Annotated in this window: 17 protein-coding genes; 7 read left to right on the top strand and 10 right to left on the bottom strand. The window is 65.5% G+C overall.

The window, feature by feature from the left end:
* Nucleotides 1-307 precede the first annotated feature (307 nt).
* On the bottom strand, nucleotides 308-706 hold the full coding sequence (locus tag ACWEO2_RS08220; protein ID WP_354958801.1) for a winged helix-turn-helix transcriptional regulator: 399 nt from the start codon (nucleotides 704-706) through the stop codon (nucleotides 308-310).
* A 100-nt stretch (nucleotides 707-806) separates the two neighbouring features.
* On the opposite strand from ACWEO2_RS08220, the gene ACWEO2_RS08215 reads away from it, so the two are divergent.
* Nucleotides 807-1,658 carry an SDR family oxidoreductase gene (locus tag ACWEO2_RS08215; protein WP_452404684.1) on the top strand — a complete coding sequence of 284 codons (852 nt, stop codon included), beginning with the start codon at nucleotides 807-809 and terminating at the stop codon, nucleotides 1,656-1,658.
* A 241-nt stretch (nucleotides 1,659-1,899) separates the two neighbouring features.
* Here the strand turns inward: ACWEO2_RS08215 and ACWEO2_RS08210 are convergent, their stop codons facing one another.
* The gene (locus ACWEO2_RS08210; RefSeq protein ID WP_452404683.1) at nucleotides 1,900-2,277 is read right to left on the bottom strand and encodes a VOC family protein; all 378 of its coding nucleotides are present in this window, start codon (nucleotides 2,275-2,277) and stop codon (nucleotides 1,900-1,902) included.
* Nucleotides 2,278-2,432: 155 nt separating this feature from the next.
* On the opposite strand from ACWEO2_RS08210, the gene ACWEO2_RS08205 reads away from it, so the two are divergent.
* Nucleotides 2,433-3,206: a TetR/AcrR family transcriptional regulator C-terminal domain-containing protein gene (locus tag ACWEO2_RS08205; protein WP_452404682.1), complete on the top strand. Its 774-nt coding sequence runs from the start codon at nucleotides 2,433-2,435 to the stop codon at nucleotides 3,204-3,206.
* Nucleotides 3,207-3,223: 17 nt separating this feature from the next.
* Here ACWEO2_RS08205 and ACWEO2_RS08200 read toward each other — a convergent pair whose 3' ends face one another.
* A complete protein-coding gene (locus ACWEO2_RS08200) occupies nucleotides 3,224-3,361 on the bottom strand; it encodes a hypothetical protein (protein ID WP_452404681.1) in 138 nt (45 codons plus the stop codon).
* Between the two features lie 295 nt (nucleotides 3,362-3,656).
* Nucleotides 3,657-4,190, bottom strand: coding sequence for a carboxymuconolactone decarboxylase family protein (locus ACWEO2_RS08195; protein ID WP_452404843.1), 534 nt, complete (start codon nucleotides 4,188-4,190; stop codon nucleotides 3,657-3,659).
* A 388-nt stretch (nucleotides 4,191-4,578) separates the two neighbouring features.
* Here ACWEO2_RS08195 and ACWEO2_RS08190 point away from each other — a divergent pair, with 388 nt between their 5' ends.
* A complete protein-coding gene (locus ACWEO2_RS08190; protein WP_452404680.1) occupies nucleotides 4,579-5,460 on the top strand; it encodes a nuclease-related domain-containing protein in 882 nt (293 codons plus the stop codon).
* 157 nt (nucleotides 5,461-5,617) lie between these two features.
* On the opposite strand, the gene ACWEO2_RS08185 is transcribed toward ACWEO2_RS08190, so the two are convergent.
* The 6 genes from ACWEO2_RS08185 to urtA form a co-directional block, all read right to left on the bottom strand.
* Nucleotides 5,618-6,322 carry a GntR family transcriptional regulator gene (locus tag ACWEO2_RS08185; RefSeq protein WP_355179313.1) on the bottom strand — a complete coding sequence of 235 codons (705 nt, stop codon included), beginning with the start codon at nucleotides 6,320-6,322 and terminating at the stop codon, nucleotides 5,618-5,620.
* Nucleotides 6,323-6,332: 10 nt separating this feature from the next.
* The gene (urtE, locus tag ACWEO2_RS08180; protein WP_452404679.1) at nucleotides 6,333-7,025 is read right to left on the bottom strand and encodes an urea ABC transporter ATP-binding subunit UrtE; all 693 of its coding nucleotides are present in this window, start codon (nucleotides 7,023-7,025) and stop codon (nucleotides 6,333-6,335) included.
* Nucleotides 7,018-7,872: an urea ABC transporter ATP-binding protein UrtD gene (urtD, locus tag ACWEO2_RS08175; protein WP_452404678.1), complete on the bottom strand. Its 855-nt coding sequence runs from the start codon at nucleotides 7,870-7,872 to the stop codon at nucleotides 7,018-7,020. The genes urtE and urtD overlap by 8 nt, the downstream gene beginning before the upstream one ends.
* Complete coding sequence (urtC, locus tag ACWEO2_RS08170; RefSeq protein ID WP_452404677.1) at nucleotides 7,869-9,023, bottom strand: urea ABC transporter permease subunit UrtC; 1,155 nt, start codon at nucleotides 9,021-9,023, stop codon at nucleotides 7,869-7,871. The genes urtD and urtC overlap by 4 nt, the downstream gene beginning before the upstream one ends.
* Complete coding sequence (gene urtB, locus ACWEO2_RS08165; RefSeq protein WP_354958810.1) at nucleotides 9,020-9,904, bottom strand: urea ABC transporter permease subunit UrtB; 885 nt, start codon at nucleotides 9,902-9,904, stop codon at nucleotides 9,020-9,022. Before urtB ends, urtC begins: the two co-directional genes overlap by 4 nt.
* Before the next feature lie 67 nt (nucleotides 9,905-9,971).
* Nucleotides 9,972-11,252, bottom strand: a complete 1,281-nt coding sequence (gene urtA / locus ACWEO2_RS08160) for an urea ABC transporter substrate-binding protein (protein WP_354958811.1) — start codon at nucleotides 11,250-11,252, stop codon at nucleotides 9,972-9,974.
* 388 nt (nucleotides 11,253-11,640) lie between these two features.
* Here urtA and ACWEO2_RS08155 point away from each other — a divergent pair, with 388 nt between their 5' ends.
* The 4 genes from ACWEO2_RS08155 (at nucleotide 11,641) to ACWEO2_RS08140 (ending at nucleotide 16,995) form a co-directional block, all read left to right on the top strand.
* Nucleotides 11,641-13,470 (top strand): acyl-CoA dehydrogenase, encoded by a 1,830-nt coding sequence (locus tag ACWEO2_RS08155; protein WP_452404676.1) that lies wholly within the window; start codon nucleotides 11,641-11,643, stop codon nucleotides 13,468-13,470.
* A gap of 395 nt (nucleotides 13,471-13,865) precedes the next feature.
* Nucleotides 13,866-14,225 (top strand): YciI family protein, encoded by a 360-nt coding sequence (locus ACWEO2_RS08150; RefSeq protein ID WP_452404675.1) that lies wholly within the window; start codon nucleotides 13,866-13,868, stop codon nucleotides 14,223-14,225.
* Nucleotides 14,192-15,445 carry an RNA polymerase sigma factor gene (locus ACWEO2_RS08145; RefSeq protein WP_452404674.1) on the top strand — a complete coding sequence of 418 codons (1,254 nt, stop codon included), beginning with the start codon at nucleotides 14,192-14,194 and terminating at the stop codon, nucleotides 15,443-15,445. The genes ACWEO2_RS08150 and ACWEO2_RS08145 overlap by 34 nt, the downstream gene beginning before the upstream one ends.
* 65 nt (nucleotides 15,446-15,510) lie before the next feature.
* Nucleotides 15,511-16,995, top strand: a complete 1,485-nt coding sequence (locus ACWEO2_RS08140) for an alpha/beta fold hydrolase (RefSeq protein WP_452404673.1) — start codon at nucleotides 15,511-15,513, stop codon at nucleotides 16,993-16,995.
* The last annotated feature ends 300 nt before the right edge of the window (nucleotides 16,996-17,295 follow it).

Genomic DNA, 17,295 nt, shown 5'->3' with positions numbered 1-17,295 from the left:
GGCCTCGGTTGTGGTGTTGTGCGGGCGCGGGCCTCGGTTGTGGTGTTGTGCGGGCGCGGGCCTCGGTTGTGGTGTTGTGCGGGCGCGGGCCTCGGTTGTGGTGTTGTGCGGGCGCGGGCCTCGGTTGTGGTGGTATGCGGGCGCGAGCTGCGAGTTGCGGTGTTGTGCGGGCGCGAGCTGCGAGTTGCGGTGTTGTGCGGGCGCGAGCTGCGAGTTGCGGTGTTGTGCGGGCGTGGGCTGAGGATCCAGCGTGAGCCGTTGGTTGCGGTGTTGTGCAGGCGTGGGTGGGAGATACGGGGCGGGGCCGTTAGTCGCGGTGGTACGCGGCTTGTGCTGCGTGGACTCGGGGCATATTCGTTTCCAGGACCACGATGAGGCTTTCCAGGCGCTCGGCGACCTCGGCGCCGAGGTCGGTCAGGGTGTATTCCACTCGGGGTGGGATGGTTTCGTGCACTTCGCGGTGCACCATGCCGTCGCGTTCGAGGGCCTGCAGGGTCTGGGAGAGCATGCGCTCGCTGACGCCGTCGACGCGGCGGCGCAGGGCGCTGAATCGGTACGGGCCCTCGCGCAGCGCCACCAGGGCCAGGGTGCCCCAGCGGCTGGCCACGTTTTGCAGCACCGGTCGTGACGTGCAGTTTCGGGCGAATACGTCGGCTTCCAGCGTCGGATCGTCGGTGCTCGCCGACGGCGGGCGCTGAATGGTCATGCAGTCGATGGTACCTAACTTGACCAAAGTGTCTACGGAATGCATAGTGCTAACTATTAGTTAGTACTTGATGGACCGTACATACCTTTGGGAGGTAGTCATGACCGTCGCCGTAACCGCAGCCGGTGGGCAGTTGGGTCGTCTCGTTGTGGAGGCGCTTTTGCGCGAGGGCACCACGCCAGTGGTCGCGATCGTGCGTGATCCGCAGAAGGTCGCCGATCTGGCCGAGCGGGGAGTCGAGGTTCGCCAGGCCGCCTACGATGACCCGGACGCGCTCGACCGCGCGCTCGCTGGCGTCGACCGGGTGCTGCTCGTCTCCGGCAATGAGTTCGGTGCGCGAGTCGCGCAGCACACCAATGTGATTCGCGCCGCGGAGCGGGCGGGTGTGAAACTGCTGGCCTACACCAGCATTCCGCGCGCCACCGAGAACCCGCTGATTTTGGCGCAGGAACATATCGGCACCGAGGCGGTGCTCACGGAATCCGCTGTCCCGTACACGATCCTGCGCAATGGCTGGTACTGGGAGAACTACTTGGGCGGACTCGGCCACGCCGTCGAGACCGGGGTGCTGCACGGGGCCGCGAGCGATGGCCGTGTCGCTGGCGCGGCGCGCGCCGACTATGCCGAGGCGGCCGCCAAGGTGCTGACCACCGATGGCCACGAGGGCCGCGTCTACGAGCTCGGCGGCAACGAAAGCCTCACCTATGCCGAACTCGCCGAGGTGATTTCGCAGGCATCGGGTAAGCCGGTGCGCTACGAGAACCTGTCCACGGAGGACTACAACGCCGCGCTCGAACAGGCCGGACTCCCCGCCCCCTACGCCGCGGCACTCGCCGACGCGGATGCCGGAATCGGCAACGGCATCCTCGATGTCGACTCGGGCGACCTCCAGAAACTGATCGGCCGCCCCTCCACGCCCGCCATCGAAATCTTCCGCGCCGCCCTCGCCTGACCGCATCCCCGTCATCCGAGCCGAGCCACGGGCTTGCACACCGTATTTCGCGGTCGCGCTATCCGCGCCGCCCATACGGCGTGCAAGCCCGTTGTGCGTCAACGGAATGAGTTGTCCGCACGGACGTGTTCGTGGTTGTGGTGTGCAGGCCCGGTGCGGGTCTTCGGGATTGGTTGTCGGCACAAGGGCCTGCACGCCGTTAGCTATGCGCCGGTCTGCGACCTCGGAACCGGCCCGGCGGCTAAACCCATTGCACCAGTTGCAGGATGATGCCGTTCGGGTCGGTGATCTGGAAGTAGCGTTCGCCCCAGGGCTCGGTTTCGATCGGGGTGACGATTGGGACGCCTGCGTGCTGGAGGCGGTCGTATTCGGCATCGATGTCGTCTACGACGAAGGCGACCAGTAGACCCTCGCCCGCGCTGCCCGCTTTGTTCTTCGGTTTGAAGCTGTCCAGGCCGGTGCGCAGGTAGCAGATGCTGAAACTGGCGTCGGGGCGGGCGATGGCGACGAAGCCGTCGGCCGAGTTCTGCTCGGTGAAGCCGAGATGATCGATGGCGAATTCGGCCGAGGCCTGCGGATCGGCGACATTGAGGGAGATTGCGGAAGCGGTGATGTTCAAAGGGTCCTCCTCTGGAGCCGGCCATAAACTCTGTACTAAGTACGCTGTACTTTGTACAGAAATTTCCGATCGGCTGCACTGTGACGTGAATCACCCCGATACGATCGGCTCGAGGATGGTTCGAGCGGGGATGGCCCGCAAGATGAGGAGGTGGCGTGGCCGAGCAGTCGCGGGATCGCAGTAGTGCGGGTGATCCCGTGCGCACCTTGGAATTGCTGTGGCGCGTGCCCGGCGCATCCGAGCGACAGCGCGGACCGAAACAGCGCAGCAGTGTGGATGCCGTGGTCGCGGCGGCAATCGAGATCGCGGACGTGCAGGGGATCGGCGCGCTCACTATGCGCGCCGTAGCCACCGAACTCGGCTTGACCCCCATGGCCACCTACACCTATGTGCCGGGCAAGGCCGAACTGGTAGACCTCATGCTGGATGCGGTCTACCAGGAGATGTCACGCTCCGATCTGAGCGAGTTGCCCTGGCGCGATCGGGTCGCGACAATCGCCGCCGAGAACCGCGCCATGCTGATCCGCCATCCGTGGGTCGCCTATCTGCCGACCACGCGTCCGCCACTCGGCCCCGGCGTCGCGGCCAAATATGAACACGAATTGCGCGCCTTCGACGGCCTCGGCCTCGACGATATCGATATGGACGCGGCCCTCACCTTCGTCCTCGGCTTCGTCACCTCGGTCGCCCGCATTGCCATCGATACCGAGCGCGCCGCCGCCGACAGCGCGATGTCCGACCATCAGTGGTGGGAGCGCGCCGCTCCGCTGCTGGCCCAGGTTTTCGACGCCGAGCGCTATCCGCTGGCCGCCCGCGTCGGGGCGGCCGCCGGCCAGGCTCACGACTCCGCGTATAGCGCCGACCATGCCTATGAATTCGGCCTGGCGCGAGTCCTCGACGGCCTGGCGGGGCTCATCGAAAACCGTTGAGTCGCATGCGGTATCGGCTACTGATCGCCGGGGCCGATTTCGTTGGGTGGGTCCTGATGCTGCGCGGAGTCCGCATTGGCGGGCAGCATGAAACTTGTGATCACGATTGCCAGAAGGATGAATCCCGCCACGATCAACACGAGGCTGACGGTCATGACGCCCCCTTTCTCCTGTCGAGCTGACAGCTAATTGTCGGCAAGCTTGATGGAGGGGTTTCCCATGGTCGCGTCGTCACACTATGGCGTGTGACACAGTGCGGCTATGCGCTTCAGAATAGGTGCTTGCGCGGATTTGGTGGGCGGGAAGTGATCATTCTGTGAGTGACCCGCCGCAGTTGTTATCCAGTTGGACGGCCTTCGGCGATGATCGCCCTGGAGTTGCTACAAAATAGAAAAAGCGGCGCGCAGGCCATTGAATCGTCCGCGCGCCGCCTGGATAATGCCCCGAGCGTCAGAGCCCGTCGCGCTGGATCCGCAACGCGGTAATCGTTGCGGCCAACCCCTCGTATTGATTGATGAGCAGGACGATTTCGATCAGGCTGCGCTCGTCGTAGTGCTCGGTAAGGGCGGCCCAGGTGGCATTGCCGATATCGCGGGTTTCGACCAATTCGTCGACGGCGGCGAGCAGGGCGCGGTGTTTATCCGACCACCCGTCGGCGGAGGGGCCGGTCCGCAAGCGCTCCAGGATTTCCGGCGTGACACCGGCACGCCTGCCGAGGCGGATGTGATGGTCCATTTCATAGGCGCAGTCGCGCAGGCGGGCGACGCGCAGGATGACCAGTTCGGATTCGTGCCGTGGCAGCCGGCCGCCCGGCATCAATCGTCCCGAGAAGTGCAGCCAGCCGCGGAACAGACCCTTTGTCCGGCCGAGTGTGCTGAACAGATGTGCGTCATCTGTTCCCGCCGCGCGCGAAAGCATTTGCCAGACAACCCAGTTGATCGGACCGAGCTCGCGGAGCCGTCCGGGTGAAATGCGTGGTTGCAACGCCGAAACCATGCCTTTTCCTCCTGCTCTCCGGTGTGCACCGGAGGAGTCTCGTCGCGGGGTCCGTGGTGCCGGACCGAATTCGAGCGTACTAGCGGGTAGGTCGGTAATCGGTGGGTCGGCGGCACTCTAGTGCGCGGCGCGCGGTTCCTGGACCTCGCGGTATCCCGGTTGGGCGCAATTCGTGACCTCATCAATGGGGGTGTTGCTGGGGGACTCCGTGCCGGCTTATCGGTCCGATTAAATCCGACTGGCCGGTTTTCTATGGCTCAATTGTGCTGGCCTTCTTGGCTTTCCGGTGGTCTTCGCGGCGACCGCGGGTCATCATCAGTACCGGCGCGGTGGATGCGGGACGCCGGGGCGAACCGGATGAGGCAGGGAAAACGCGATGCTGGTGAAGATCAAGACCGGAGCGAATCTGTCCGGGGCGGAGCAGGAGTTCGTGGAATGCCTGCGGTCGTATCCGACGACCGGTGTCGCATTGCTCGACCTGACGGTCGGTGACCACGGGTCCCGGCGGGTCGACGCGGTCATCCTGACCCCGCGCGGCATTACGACGGCCGATGTCAAGGGCTTCCGGCGCCGCCAGAACGGGATACTGAGCATTCCGGGCGACGGTCCGTGGACGATCAGCGCGGAGCCCGCCGAATTCGATGAGGAGATCGCGGGCGACCCCGTCGACCACTTGGAACACAGCGTGCACGCCGTGAAGACCACCCTCGAGCGGGCGCTGATCGATCCGGGTCATATTTGCGGCGTCGTCGTGCTGGTGCCGTTCCGCGGGGTCGCGGTGCGGCCCGCGCGCACCAACCTGCGCCCCGGCATGGATGTGCTCGTCGCGAATGCCCGCGACGCGGCCGAATTGCGCATCTACCTCGACGGCTTCTCCGCCGGACCGCGCAGCTGGACCGCCGATCGGGTCGCCGCCGCCTGCGCTGCGCTCGGCGCCGAAAAGCCGTCGCGCGCCGAACTGCTCGCCGATGGCTTCGACGCGGTGCAGCCCGAGGCGCCGACGCCGTCGGCGCGGGACCTCCGACAGCACGTCATCCCCGCACCGCTGCCGCCGAGTAGGCGGCAGACGACCACGGGGTGGGCGATCTTCGCCGTTGCGCTGCTCGGCATGGTGGTCGTGCTGATCGTGATCGCGAATTCGCTCGCACATGATTCGGCTCAACCGGCCCGCGAGTCGGATACGACGACAACAAGCGTGACGCCGTCGCCGCCGCCGTACCGTCCGATCGAATGCTGGCCGTTCCAGACCAAGTGCTGATTCCGAAGGTCTGTGCCGTCTTGTTCGCCCACATGGTGGGTCGAAGGTCGCGCTGGGTGGGCCACGGAATCCCGGTGTCCGTCGGTTTATCGAGGCATCCTCGAGGACGGTCGATGGATGGCCGACTGATCACGGTTCGGTCGAAACGGGTCATCCGTCAATCGCGCACTGCACGTGAGAGTTTCGTGAATTCGATGGCCTGCTGCGCGCGAGCCAGCACGTGCGTGCGGGAGCGGCCGATATGTGTGGTGAGGGTGCGCAGTGCCGCATCGGGATCACCGTCGAGCAGTTGTTCGGCGATCGCGATGTGCTCGGCGGTCATGGTGGCGATCCGCTCGGGCGTCGGCAGGTCGAGGGTGCGGACCGGGCGCACCCGGACGTACACGCCGGTGAGCGCATCCGCCAGCGCCGCATTGCCCGCCGCGGCGAGCAGCGTCGTATGGAACTGCTCATCCGCGGCGACCAGCGCGGGGCCGGGTTCGGGTGGGTCGTCGCGAAAGCCGCGCCAGGTGTCGAGTTCCGCGCGCACCAGCGCCAGATCGTGTGCGGGCGCTGGCTCGCCCACGATACCGATCACCCGCTGAAATCCCCTGGCCTCCAGCACAATCCGCAACTCGTACAGATTGTCCAGCTCCGCCAATCGCGGCCGGAACGGATACAGCCCATCGGCGTGGCGCTCCACCAACCCGTCGGCCCGCAGCCGGGCCAGCGCCTCCCGCACGGGGGTGCGTGAGACCCCGTATATCTCGGCCAGGCGTTCCTCGCCGAGCCGTTCGGTGGGCACGATCGCTCCGGTGGCCAAGTCCCGCCGCAGCGATTCGTATACCCGCTCGCTGAGCGGAACCCGCCCCCTGCGCGTCATGGCGGCCAGCTCAGATCGCCATGGCCGAGCGGACCGAGGTCTCCGCGCCCGCACCGCCCTCGCCCGTGGACGTCACCCGTCCGGACTGCAGGATGTAATAGCGTTGTGCCGCTTGTAGAGCGAAGCCGATGTGCTGTTCCACCAGCAGCACACTGAGTCCGCCGCGACCGGTCAAATCGATGATGGTGCGCTCGATTTCGGCGACAACGGAGGGCTGAATGCCCTCGGTGGGTTCGTCGAGAATGAGCAGCTTCGGCTCGGTGATCAGCGCCCGCGCGATCGCCAGCTGCTGGCGCTGACCGCCGGAGAGCAAGCCCGCCTTGCGCGTCAGCAGTTCCCGCAGCGCCGGAAACAGATCGAGCGATTCATCGATCAGCGCCTTGCCGCGCTTGCGGCCATCGGCCACCACTTGCAGATTCTCGGCGGTGGTCAGCTGCGGAAAACTCTGCTGTCCCTGTGGCACATAGGCGATCCCGCGCTTGACCCGGCGCGACGGCGACAGCTTCGTGATCGATTCACCATTGAAGGTGATCCGGCCGGATTTCGTACCGATCAGACCGACCGCGGTGCGCAGCAGGGTGGTCTTGCCCGCGCCATTGTGTCCCATGATCGCCACCACGCTGTCGTCCGGAACGGTGATCGAGACGCCGTGGATCACCTCGGTCCGGCCGTAACCGGAATGAATGTCGATGAGCTCAAGCATCGGCGGACTCCTTCGCGGTCAGCTCCTGCGCGGTCTGCGCGTCTTCGAGTTCGGTGCCGATGGCCGCGGCGGTGCCGAGGTAGACCTCCTGCACCTTGGGATCGGCCTGTACCTGTTCGACGGTGCCCTCGCTGAGCACCTTGCCCGCGGCCAGCACGGTGACCGAGGTCGCGAACGATCGCATGAAGTCCATATCGTGCTCGACCACCACGACAATGCGTTCACCGCCGATGCGGCGCAATAGCTTTCCGGTCTCCTCGCGCTCTTCGGCACTCATGCCCGCCACCGGTTCGTCGAGCAGGAGCACCGAGGCGTTCTGCACCAGCAGCATGCCGATCTCCAGCCATTGCTTCTGCCCGTGCGCCAATACGCCCGCGGGCTTATCGCGCAGTTCGCCGAGGCCGGTGATCTCCAGTGCCTCTTCGATACTCGGCAATATCGACTTGCGGCGGCGCAGCAGTGTCCATGCCGATCGACCCGCCCCGGCCGCGATATCTAGGTTCTGCAGGACGCTCAACTGCTCGAAAACACTTGCCGTCTGGAAGGTTCGGCCGATACCGAGCCGGGCGATCTGATGCACCTTCTTACCGAGGAATTCCACGCCGGACTTCTGCGCCGATCCGCTGGCGGGCACCAGACCGGTGATCGCATCGATGAGCGTGGTCTTCCCCGCGCCATTGGGGCCGATGAGGAAGCGCAGATCGCCTTGCAGCACGGTGAGATCCACATCCGAGACGGCCTTGAAGCCATCGAAACTCACCGAAAGGCCGCGGATTTCGAGGTACTCACTCGACATGCCCGCATTGCCACCGGCTTTCGGATCATGTGCTGGCGCAACCGTATTCATAGGGATTCCACCTTATCCTCGGCAACCGGTACGACCTCGGGCAGCGGTTCGGCGACGACGCCCGGCACCGGCTCGACCGTCTTGCCGAACCTGCTGTCCAGCAACCCCTTCAGCATCGGCCACACCCCGGCCAGACCCGCCGGAATGAACCCGACCACCACAATGAACAGCACACCCTGCAGATAGGTCCAGCTGGACGGGAACTCCTCCGATAGCGCGGTCTGCGCCCAGGCGACGCCGATCGCGCCGAGTACCGGCCCGAGCAGGGTGGTTCGTCCGCCGATCGCGACACCGATAATGAATGCGATGGACGGCACCACACCGATATCGGCAGGGGAAATAATGCCGACGATCGGTGTGAAAAGCGCACCGGCGATGCCAGCGAAGAAGGCTGCGACGACATAGGCCACGATCTTGATATTGGCCGGATCGTAGCCCAGGAAGCGCACCCGCTCCTCCTGATCACGTACGGCCACGAGCAATTCGCCGTACCGGCTGCGCATGAGTTGGCGCACCGCCGCGACCACCAGCAGTAGGGTGCCCGCCGCGATGAAGAACAGCATCTGCCGGTTCGCCGGATCCGAGAGTTTGAAGCCGAAGAAGGCGCGGAAGTCCGACAGTCCGGTGAATCCGCCGATCTTCTGCTGACCGGTCAGCAGAATCGCCAGCGCCGCGGCCAGCGCCTGGCTCAGAATCGCGAAATACGTGCCCTTGACCCGGCGTTTGAAGACGCCGTAGCCGAGTGCCGCGGCCACCAGCGCCGGCAGCACCAGAATGCCGATCAGGGCGACCGGCGCAGAGGCGAAAGGCCGCCAGAACGAGGGCAATTCGCGGATACCGGCGATCTCCATGAACTCCGGCACGTCATTGTGCAGCCGGGCCGCATCGGCCATCTGCATATGCATGGCCATGATGTAGGCGCCGATGCCGAAGAACACGCCCTGTCCGAGGGTGAGCATGCCGCCACGGCCCCAGGCCAATCCGATGCCAGCGGCCACGATCGCGAAGCACAGGAATTTGGCGAGCAGGTTGAGCCGGAAATCGCTGAGCACGGCGGGTGCGACCGCGAACAGCAGGATCGCGGCGAGGATGAAGCCGCCCCATGCGGTCACCGAAGGATATGCGCGCCAACGCTGTCCGAGTGTGGTCATGCCAAACTCCTCGTTCGAACGGTGAACAGCCCCTGCGGACGGACCTGCAGGAAGATGACGATGATGACGAAGACGATCACCTTCGCGATCGAGGCCGTCGTCGAATACTCGATATAGGAATTCAGCAGCCCGAGTGCGAAGGCCGCGATCACCGTGCCCCTGATCTGGCCGAGTCCGCCGATCACGACCACCAGGAAGGCATCGATCAGATAGCTCTGCCCGATGGTGGGGCTGGTCGAACCGATCAGGGTGAGCGCGACGCCAGCGACCCCGGCCAGCCCGGAGCCGATGAAGAATGTGCTGATATCGGTGATGCGGCTGGAAACGCCGCTGGTCTCGGCCAGCCCGCGGTTCTGCACGACCGCGCGGATGCGCCGACCCAGCGGGGTCGTCTTGAGCACGGTGGCGAGCGTGGTCACCGCGACGAGTGCGAGTACCAGAATGAAGATGCGGGTCTTGGGCACCACCGCGCCGAGGATGGTGACACCGCCACTGAGCCATTCGGGGGCGAGCACATTCTTGGCGGGTGCGCCGAAGATGTCACGGGCCGCCTGTTGCAGCACCAGTCCCACGCCGAAGGTGACCAGCAGGGTGTCCAGCGGCCGGTCGTACATCCAGCGGATCAGGCCCATTTCCAGGGCCGCGCCGAGTAGTCCGCCGACCAGGAAGCCGACCAGCAGCGAAACCACCAGCGATACTCCGGTCGATGAGATGACCTTCTGCACAACATAAGTCGTGTAACACCCGGCCATGATGAATTCACCATGCGCCATATTGATCACGCCCATCTGACCGAAGGTCAGCGAAAGGCCGAGCGCCGCGAGCAGCAGAATCGATCCCAGACTCAGCCCGGTGAAGAGCTGGCCGATCAACACGTCCATATTGGATTCCTAACGGGGTCGGCCGGGTGCGGGCTCCCTCTCACAAAGCCCGCACCCGGCGCTGGCACTACTTGAGGCCCTTGGCCCACTCGTAGGACTTCAGGTACGGGTCCGGCGTGACCGCTTTGCCCGAATCCCACACCGTGTAGATCAGTCCGTCCGGCCGGATCTCGCCGATGCGGGCGGTCTTGGTGATGTGGTGGTTGCTGCCGTCGACGGTGACCAGCCCTTCGGGAGCCTCGAAGGTCACGCCGTCGGCCGCGGCCTGAATATCGGCCACCTTGAACGACTTTGCCTTCTCGACGGTGTTCTTCCACAGGAAGACCGAGGCGTAGGCGGCCTCCATCGGATCCGAGGTCGGCTTGTCGGCGCCGAACGCGGCCTTGTAGTCCGCGACGAACTTCTTGTTCACCGGGGTGTCCACGGTCTGGTAGTAGTTCCACGCGGTGAGCTGGCCCGCGATGTTCTGCGCGCCGATGCCCGCGACCTCTTCCTCGGCGATGGACACCGAGACCACCGGCATATCGGCGGCTTTCAGGCCCGCATTGGTGTACTCGCGGAAGAAGGCCACATTCGAGTCGCCATTGAGGGTGTTGAATACCGCTCCCGCCTTGGCATTGCGGACCTTGTTCACAATGGTGGAGAAGTCGGTGGAGCCGAGCGGGGTGTAGTCCTCACCCTTGATCTCGATGCCGTTCGCCGCGGCGTAGGCCTTGATCTCGCGGTTGGCGGTCTGCGGGAAGACGTAGTCGGAGCCGACCAGGTAGAGGGATTTGATGCCCTTCTGCTTCAGATAGTCCAGCGCGGGCAGGATCTGCTGGTTGGTGGTCGCGCCGGTGTAGAAGATGTTCTTGCTGTCCTCCAGGCCCTCGTACTGGACCGGGTAGTAGAGCAGCGAGTTCAGGCTCTCGAACTTCGGCTTCATGGCCTTGCGGCTCGATGAGGTCCAGCCGCCGAATACCGCTGCGACACAGTCGGAGCTGATCAGCTTTTCGGCCTTCTCCGCGAAGGTCTTCGGGTCCGACGCGCCGTCTTCGAGCACCAGGTCGAGCTTCTTGCCCATGACCCCGCCCGCGGCGTTGATCTGGTCGACGGCCAGCTTCGTCGAGTTGGCGACGGTGACCTCGGAGATCGCCATGGTGCCGGACAGCGAGTGCAGTGAACCGATCTTGATCGAGTCCTTCGATGTGTCCACGCACGACGCGGCGTTGGAGCCGCTGGTCGAGGCGTCATCCTTGGCGCCACAGCCGGTCAGCAATAGACCGGCCAGTGCGACGGCCGTCGGCGCGACCAACGCCCTGGTGACGCGACGGGGACGCGATCGATGGATGTCACGGGATTCTGGCATGGGGGCGGACCCTTCTCTCCTCATCAGGTGTTCGGCGGCACTGCGTGCGCCGCGCCGAATACGCCCGCCTTTGCACCGGTCACGGCCGCTTCCGGCGGTTGGTAAGTCGCTGGAAGAGGCTGTAGACCGGGTTGTATACAACGGCTGTATTCGTGGTGCGAACGTTAGACAGAAGTTGTTGCGCCGGAATATCTCTCGGTGACGAGTCGATTGCGCGTGTTTCCGTGGTGTGAACCTTTGCGCCGACCGCTCGGTCCGCACGTGTGAGGGGCCACTCTGGCTACGGTTGCGTAGCAAGACAGCGGTACGGCAGTCTCGTTTTGTACAACGTCAAAACGTCGAGCCCCGTGCTGCCGAGGCTGGGGGACGCGTGAGTCGAGGAGGACCGGTGGGTCACTACAAGGCGAACGTTCGGGATATCGAGTTCAACCTGTTCGAGGTGTTCGGACTGGACAAGCTCCTGGATACGGGTGCCTATGGCGATCTTGATTCGGATACTGTGCGGGAGATCCTCGCCGAGGTGAAGCGGCTGGCCGAGGGGCCGGTGGCGGAATCCTTCAGCGCGGCCGACCGGGATCCGGTGGTCTACGATCCGACCACCTATTCGATTTCGGTGCCCGAGGCGCTGCGTAAGACCGTCGCTGCGGTGAACGAGGCCGACTGGAGTCGGCTCGGTATGCCGGAGGGGATGGGCGGCACGCGCGCACCCGCGGCCGTGGTCTGGTCGGTCAATGAGATGCTCACCTGCGCCAACCCGGCGGCGAGCTTCTTCAATATGGGTCCGGTGATGTCCTCGGTGCTGTTCAATGTGGGCACCGAGCAGCAGAAGCAGTGGGCGACAAAGGGGTACGACCGCGGCTGGGCGGGCACCATGGTGCTGACCGAGCCCGATGCCGGTTCCGATGTCGGTGCCGGGCGCACCAGGGCGATCCAGCAGGAGGACGGCTCCTGGCATATCGAGGGCGTCAAGCGCTTCATCTCCGGTGGTGATGTCGGCGAGACTGCCGAGAACGTCTTCCACCTGGTGCTGGCCCGCCCGGAGGGCGCCGGTCCGGGCACCAAGGGGCTTTCGCTGTTCTACGTACCGAAATACCTCTTCGATCACGAGACGCTCGAGCTGGGCGACCGCAATGGCGTCTACGTGACCGGTGTCGAACACAAGATGGGGTTGAAGTCCTCGCCCACCTGTGAGCTGACCTTCGGCGCAACCGCTGTGCCCGCCAAGGGCTGGCTGGTCGGCGAGGTGCACAACGGCATCGCGCAGATGTTCCAGGTGATCGAGAACGCGCGCATGGTGGTCGGCATCAAGTCCACCGGCACGCTGTCCACCGGTTATCTCAACGCCCTCGACTACGCCAAGCAGCGGGTACAGGGCGCGGATCTGACGCAGATGGCGGATAAGGCGGCCCCGCGCGTCACCATTGCCCAGCATCCCGATGTGCGGCGTTCGCTGGCCATGCAGAAGGCCTACGCCGAAGGTCTGCGCGCGGTGTACCTGTACACCGCCGCCCACCAGAACGCCGATGTGGCAGAGCTGGTTTCGGGTGCGGATGCCGAATTGGCGCACCAGGTGGACGATCTGCTGCTGCCGATCGTCAAGGGTGTCGGTTCCGAGCGGGCCTACCAGTACCTCACCGAATCGCTGCAGACGCTGGGTGGTTCGGGCTATCTGCAGGACTATCCGATCGAGCAGTACATCCGCGACGCGAAGATCGACTCGCTGTACGAGGGCACCACCGCCATCCAGGCGCAGGACTTCTTCTTCCGCAAGATCATTCGGGATAAGGGGGTGGCGCTCGCCCACGTCAACGGGCAGATCGCCGCATTCCTGGAGGCGAAGACCGGTCACTTCGAGGCCGAGCGGGCGCTGCTGGGCACCGCGGTCGCCGATGTGCAGGCGATGGCGGCCACGCTCACCGGATATCTGATGGCGTCCCAGCAGGATCCGAAGGAGCTGTACAAGGTCGGCCTCGGCTCGGTGCGCTTCCTGCTCGCGGTCGGCGATCTGCTCATCGGCTGGCGCCTGCTGGTGCAGGCCGAAGTCGCGGCCGCCGCCCTGGCCGGCGACGCGCCGGAGAAGGACGGCCCCTTCTACGCCGGAAAGGTCGCTGTCGCAACCTTCTTCGCGAAGAACGCACTGCCGGAGCTGACCGCGGTGAAGAACATCATCGCCGCGATCGACAACGACATCATGGAGCTGGACGAAGCGTCGTTCTGACCGGTCTGCCGAGCCGACCGCTCCCGGACTGCCATCCGTGCTGATTTCTTTCCCGCATTCGGTTGGTGGCGAAGAACTCCGGGGGCGCCGGTCGACCAGCCGACCGTGGTGCCGCTCGAGCCTCGCTCGGCGCGGAGGCGACACACGCCAACCTGGACGCGGATCGCTCGCGTTGTTCTCGTCGATCCGGCTGCACGACAGGCGATGTCACGAGCGACGCGAGCGATCGGCCGTCCGAATGCCGCCGAGGAGCCTGCATCGACTGTGCGCGACATGACAGTTCGGTGAGTGCCGGTCTCCTCGGGCTGCGCGGCAGCCAGCTGTCGACGGCCGCACATCCGGTGCCGGACCGGAAGGCCATGGCAGGATGGCTGTGAAATGAGGTTCGAAGCACTATGAAGTATTTGCTGCTCATCTACGGCAATCAGGAGAAATGGAACGCGATCCCGCCCGAGGTGTGGCCGGAGGCGGTTGCCGAGCAGGAGGCGTGGAACGCGCGTTACCGGGCAACCGGTGAACTGCTGGGTGCGTACGGTCTGGGCGACGCGGATACGGCGAAGCTGGTGCTGCGCCGCGACGGCGCCCCCGTCGTCACCGACGGTCCGTACCTGGAGACCAAGGAGTACCTCGCCAGCCTGTACCTGCTGGAGGTCGCCAGCGCGGAACGCGCCCGCGAGATTGCTGCGGACATGCCGTGGGCTGACGAGTCGCCGGTGGAGCTGTGGCCGATACTGCACGAGTCCCCGGGGAATTGAGCGGTCGCACGGTCGAATCCGTTCTGCGTGAGCTGGCGCCGCAGGTCCTCACCACCCTCATTCGCCGCCACGGCGATTTCGTCGCGTGCGAGGACGCCACCCAGGAGGCACTGCTGGCCGCGTCGGTGCAATGGCCGGTCGAAGGTCTGCCGGACAATCCGCGCGGTTGGCTCGTTACCGTCGCGCAGCGCCGCCTCGTCGATGAGATCCGCAGCGAGACCGCCCGGCGCCGCCGCGAAGAACAGGACATGGCGGCCACCAGGGACCTCGGCCAGCACGACGATGAGCCGGCCGGCGACGATTCGCTGGCGCTGCTGTTCCTGTGCTGTCATCCCGCACTGACCCCACCGAGCCAGATCGCACTCACCCTGCGCGCCGTCGGCGGACTCGGCACCGCGCAGATAGCGGCCGCCTTCCTCGTCCCCGAAGCGACAATGGCGCAACGGATCACCCGGGCCAAACAGTCCGTCGACACCACGGGACGAGTCTTCGCGATGCCGGAGCCCACCGAGCTGCCCGCCCGGGTAGCGGCCGTGCTGCATGTGCTGTACCTGATATTCAACGAGGGCTACACCGCCTCCACCGGAACCGATCTGACCGTGCCGGATCTCAGTGACGAGGCGATCCGGCTCACCCGCATGCTCCGCGCGCTGCGGCCCGACGACACCGAGGTTTCCGGCCTGCTGGCCTTGATGCTGCTGACCGACGCACGCCGGCCCGCCCGGATCGACGCCGACGGCGACCTGGTCCCGCTCGACGAACAGGACCGCGCGCTGTGGGACCGGGACCGCATCGCCGAGGGCGTCGAGCTGATCACCGCGACCCTCACCCGTGGCGATGTCGGTCCGTACCAACTACAGGCTGCGATCGCCGCAGTCCACGACGAGGCCCCTGCCGTCGAGGCAACGGATTGGCCGCAGGTCCTCGCGCTGTACGACCTGTTGGAGCAGGTCGCGCCGAATCCGATGACGACCCTCAATAGCGCGGTCGCCGTTGCCATGGTTCGCGGCCCGGCCGCCGGGTTGGCGGTCCTCGCGAGCCTGGAGTCGAACAAGAGGATTGCCCGGCATCACCGGTTGCTCGCCACCCGCGCACACCTGCGCGAGCTCAGTGGGGACCCAGCGGGGGCTGCCGCGGACTATCGTGCTGCGGCCGAGCGCACCGACAGTGCCGCTGAGCAGCGATATCTGTGGAGAAGGATTTCTCGGCTCGCGATGTAGAGAAGTCGGCATCGTCTCCGACCACGTCGCGTAAGGCATCCACAGCCAACCGAGGAGAGACCGACGTGACCACATTCATCGAGCCCATCGTCCGCTGCGATATGACCATCTCACTGGACGGATTCATCTGCGGCATGGAAGCCCGCAAACCGCCGTTCCTCGACGACGGGTTCTTCCGCGTGACCGACTGGATCGTCAAGCACTTCGCTTGGCAGCAGCAGCACGGATTGTCCGGCAGCACCACCGCCACTGCCGCAACCGATCCCGAAGCCGAGCTGGTCACCGAGCGGATCGAGCAGACCGGGGCCTATGTCCTCGGCCGTCGCATGTACGACTCGGCGGGCGGTACTTGGGATGAGCAGGCCCCGTACCACGTGCCGACATTCGTCGTCACCCATCGGCGACAGGAATCCCGAGCGCTCGCCGATGGCACCGTCTTCCACTTCGAGACGGGCGGGCCAGCAGCGGCGATCGCCCGCGCAAAGGAGGTCTGCCGCGAGGCGGGCGAAGGCAAGAACGTCCATGTTTCCGGTGGTGCATCCCTTGTGCAGCAGGCGATCTCGGCCGGTCTGGTCGACGAGCTGCACATTCACATCGCGCCGGTCCTGCTCGGCCAGGGCACTCGACTCTTCGACAACCTGCCCGACGGGATCGTCGAACTCGAGCGCTACCGCGTCGTCGACTCCGCCGACGCCACCCATCTCAGCTTCCGCATCCCCCGCAGTACCGAGGAGAACACCACCATGACCGCCGCCTCGATGCCGTCCACCGTCATCTCCCGAGACGGCACCACCCTCGCCATCGAGACCATCGGTGCGGGCGCCCCCGTGATACTCATCGGCGGCGCGTTCAACGACCGGTCCACCGTCACGGCGCTGGCCGCGGCTCTCGCTCCCGAATTCACCGCGGTGACCTACGACCGGCGCGCACGCGGCGGCAGCGACGATCGGAGCACGGAGTACGCACTGCAGAGCGAGCTCGAGGACCTCGCGGCGGTGATCGCGCACGTCGGTGGGAGGGCCTGCGTGTTCGGTCATTCATCGGGCGGCATCCTTGCGCTCGAAGCTGTCATGCACGGGCTTGCGATCGACCGGGTCGCGGTCTATGAGACGCCCTACCTCGTCGACGACACGCGCCCCGCCCCCTCGGCAGGCGCCCGAGACCGGTTGACAGGTCTGGTGCGTTCGGGCGATCTGGAGGCAGCCGTGGCGCTGTTTCTCCAGGAGAACGTCGGTGTACCGGCCGAGATGGTCGCATCGATGCGGACCGGCGATGAGTGGGCCTTCCTGGTCGGCAATGCCGCCAGCCTGCCCTACGATGCGCTTGTCACCGGCGACGACCTCGCCCTGCCGACCGATCGACTTGCAGCCGTGACCATTCCGACCCTCACCATCTACGGCGATCAGACCTGGCCTTGGCTGGCAGCCGGAACACAGGCTGTCGGCACGGCTGTCGGCGTCGTCGAGACCCGCGTTCTCGAGGGCGAGGACCATGGCGTACTGGCAAGGCCAGAGGCACTGGTCCCGACGTTGCGGAAGTTCTTCGGCTGAAGTCACATCAGCGCAACGATGATCAGCAGGTCAGGGCGACGAACACCGTCCCCCTGCCCTGCTATCTCGATGGCAGACAGGAGATTTGAACTCGCCCACCCTCCCGCCCGACCGGCCAATGGGCGCCGCCGAATTCGCCAACCCCCTAGTCCTTTTCGCCTCGGAATTCGCCCAGCATCAGCGACACGCGTTACATCTATCGCCATTGCTGCCCTACCCACTCCGACTGCTCGCCGAGCGCCGTCATACGGCGGTCGATACGGCCTGCGCGGCCATCCTTCGACTACGTTCGACAGACCT

This window comes from Nocardia sp. NPDC004278 (assembly GCF_053602975.1).
The sequence above is the reverse complement of the archived record's forward strand: the minus strand, read 5'-3'. Positions and strand labels throughout refer to the sequence as shown.